The 3118-nt window shown below is 61.8% G+C and carries 3 protein-coding genes and 1 pseudogene; 3 read left to right on the top strand and 1 reads right to left on the bottom strand.

The window, feature by feature from the left end; translation table 11 throughout:
* From NV64_RS23880 to NV64_RS04280, 3 genes and pseudogenes are all read left to right on the top strand, one after another.
* Positions 1 to 463, top strand: a pseudogene (locus NV64_RS23880) (amino acid permease); the annotation flags it as partial.
* A 170-nt stretch (positions 464 to 633) separates the two neighbouring features.
* The gene (locus NV64_RS04275) at positions 634 to 2049 is read left to right on the top strand and encodes a glycoside-pentoside-hexuronide (GPH):cation symporter (RefSeq protein ID WP_056236129.1); all 1416 of its coding nucleotides are present in this window, start codon (positions 634 to 636) and stop codon (positions 2047 to 2049) included.
* Positions 2046 to 3017, top strand: a complete 972-nt coding sequence (locus tag NV64_RS04280) for a family 43 glycosylhydrolase (RefSeq protein WP_056236127.1) — start codon at positions 2046 to 2048, stop codon at positions 3015 to 3017. Before NV64_RS04275 ends, NV64_RS04280 begins: the two co-directional genes overlap by 4 nt.
* On the opposite strand, the gene ampE is transcribed toward NV64_RS04280, so the two are convergent.
* Positions 2991 to 3118: beta-lactamase regulator AmpE (gene ampE, locus NV64_RS23885; protein WP_233208927.1), on the bottom strand; the 128-nt coding region annotated here is incomplete at its 5' end. The genes NV64_RS04280 and ampE overlap by 27 nt on opposite strands.

A 3118-nucleotide genomic window follows, 5' to 3' on the forward strand; every position in this document is an offset into this window, starting at 1 on the left:
CAACAGCTGCGTGTACTGCAACAGCCGTATGCTGTTCGGCCTGGCGCAGCAGGGCAACGCCCCGAAAGCGCTGCTGAAAGTTGATGGCCGCGGCGTGCCGGTGCTGTCAATCGCCTTCTCAGCGGTGGCTACCGGGCTCTGCGTGCTGCTCAACTACCTGATGCCGGGTGAGGCCTTTGGCCTGCTGATGGCGCTGGTGGTCTCGGCGCTGGTGATTAACTGGGCGATGATCAGCCTGGCACACATCAAATTCCGTCGTAAGAAAGACCAGCAGGGCGTGAAAACCCGCTTCCCGGCGCTGTTCTACCCGCTGGGTAACTGGATCTGCCTGCTGTTCCTCGCCGGTATCCTGGTGCTGATGGCGATGACCCCGGGGATGGCGATCTCGGTGTGGCTGATCCCGGTGTGGATCGCGATTCTGGCGGTAGGTTACGTGATTAAAAAACGCAGCCAGCGCGCTTAATCATTACCTTTGCTTCTGTTTCGGCCAGCGCCAGCTGGCCGAACTGTTAACTGCTTCACACTTTCCCCCCGGCAGCGGTTTTGTCCATTTCTGCGACGTTTTCCCCCAGCGATACCTCGACCTAAAGCGTAAATACTGTTCTGAACCTTAACAGAGCAGGAGATACGGCCATGCAGGGCGAAAAGCTGTCCGTCAGAGAGAAAATCGGTTACGGCATGGGCGACGCGGGATGCAATATGATCGGCGGCGCAATCATGCTGTTCCTTAACTATTTCTACACCGATGTGTTTGGCCTGGCCCCGGCGCTGGTCGGCATACTGCTGCTGTCGGTGCGGGTGCTGGATGCGGTGACCGATCCGATTATGGGCGCGATTGCCGATCGCACGCAGAGCCGCTGGGGACGTTTCCGCCCCTGGCTGCTGTGGGTCTGCGTGCCCTACGTGCTGTTCAGCGTGCTGATGTTCACCACCCCGGAGTGGAGCTATAACAGCAAGGTGATCTGGGCGTTTGCCACCTACTTCCTGATGTCGCTCACCTATACCGCCATCAACATTCCCTACTGCTCGCTGGGTGGCGTCATCACCAGCGATCCGGGCGAGCGCGTCTCCTGCCAGTCGTACCGCTTTGTGATGGTTGGCGTGGCCACGCTGATCCTGTCGCTGACCCTGCTGCCGCTGGCCGACTGGTTCGGCGGCGACAATAAGGCGCGCGGCTATCAGATGGCGATGGGGGTAATGGCGCTGGTGGCGCTGCTGATGTTCCTGTTCTGCTTTGCCACGGTGCGCGAGCGCATCCGCCCCGCCGCCCCGACCAACGACGATATCAAAAATGACCTGCGCGATGCGTGGAAGAACGACCAGTGGGTGCGCATCCTGCTGCTGACGCTGTGCAACGTCTGCCCCGGCTTTATCCGTATGGCGGCCACCATGTACTACGTCACCTGGGTGATGCAGCAGTCCACCCACTTCGCCACGCTGTTTATCAGCCTTGGCGTGGTGGGCATGATGATCGGCAGCACGCTGGCCAAGGTGCTGACCGACCGCTGGTGCAAGCTGAAAGTGTTCTTCTGGACCAATATCGTGCTGGCGGTATTCTCCTGCGCGTTTTACTTCGTCAATCCGCAGGCGACGATGATGGTGCTGGTGCTCTACTTCCTGCTCAATATCCTGCACCAGATCCCCTCCCCGCTGCACTGGTCGCTGATGGCGGACGTCGACGATTACGGCGAATGGAAAACCGGCAAACGCATCACCGGCATCAGCTTCTCCGGCAACCTGTTCTTCCTTAAGGTCGGGCTGGCGGTGGCCGGGGCGATGGTCGGTTTTCTGCTGTCGTGGTACGGCTACGATGCCGGCGCGAAACAGCAGAGCGCCAGCGCCGTTAACGGCATCGTGCTGCTGTTTACCGTCATTCCCGGCATTGGCTATCTGGTAACCGCCGGTGTGGTACGCCTGCTGAAAGTTGACCGCACGCTGATGCTGCAGATCCAGCGTGACCTGGCACAACGCCGTGCCGATGCCCCGCACGCGGCCCCCGCTGCCGCCCTACAACCACAGGGTACTGACCCGCAAGGAGCCTCCCGATGAGCCACTGGCCAAACCCGTTGATCGAACAGCGCGCCGACCCGTTTATCCTGCGCCACGATAACCACTACTATTTTATCGCCTCGGTGCCCGAGTACGACCGGCTGGAGATCCGCCGCGCTGCGACGCTGGCCGGGCTGGCGACGGCCGCGGCCAGCGTGGTGTGGCGCAAGCCCACCAGCGGCCCGCAGAGCGCGCTGATCTGGGCACCGGAGCTGCACCGCATCGACGGACGGTGGGTGATTTACTACGCCGCCGCACCGTCGCAGGAGATCAAAGACGGACTCTTCCAGCACCGGATGTACACCCTGACCTGCGACGATGCCGATCCGCTCAGCGGCCGCTGGGTCGATCGCGGGCGCATGGCGACGCCGATCGACAGCTTCTCGCTGGATGCCACCCACTTTGTCCATCAGGGACGCAACTGGTATCTGTGGGCGCAGAAAGACCCGGCGATTCCCGGCAACTCGAACCTCTATCTTGCCGGGCTGGCCACCCCGTGGCAGATCGCAGGACAGCCGGTAATGCTCAGCCGTCCACAGTATGAGTGGGAGTGCGCAGGTTTCAGCGTCAACGAGGGGCCGGCGGCGATCCGCCACGGTCAGCGCCTGTTCATCAGCTATTCGGCCAGCGCCACCGATGAAAACTACTGCATGGGGCTGCTGTGGATTGATGCGGATGCCGATCCGCTGATCGCAGAGAACTGGCAAAAATCGGCCGCGCCGGTGTTCAGCACCAGCTGGCAGAATCGTCAGTACGGACCGGGGCACAACAGCTTTACGCAGGGGGAGAACGGTGAGGACCTGCTGGTGTATCACGCACGCAACTACACCGAAATCGAGGGGGACCCGCTGTACGATCCAAACCGCCATACGCGGGTGAAAGCATTCACCTGGGACGCGGACGGCATGCCGGTATTTGGCACCCCGCCCGCGGATACGGCGTCAGACCAGCGTGCCGTAAATGGTTAGCAGCGCCACCACCACCACCAGCACCAGTGAAACCTTCTTCGCCAGCGCAACCGCCACGCGCGGAGTCTCCACCTTGTCCTGGTGGGGATCGCGCGCCAGCG

The organism is Erwinia sp. B116, from assembly GCF_002865965.1.
Lineage (GTDB): Bacteria > Pseudomonadota > Gammaproteobacteria > Enterobacterales > Enterobacteriaceae > Erwinia.

Bases quoted from the DNA above. Each gene is read 5' to 3' on its own strand.
- NV64_RS04275 (WP_056236129.1), top strand. From the start codon at position 634: ATGCAGGGCGAAAAGCTGTCCGTCAGAGAGAAAATCGGTTACGGCATG.
- NV64_RS04280 (WP_056236127.1), top strand. From the start codon at position 2,046: ATGAGCCACTGGCCAAACCCGTTGATCGAACAGCGCGCCGACCCGTTT.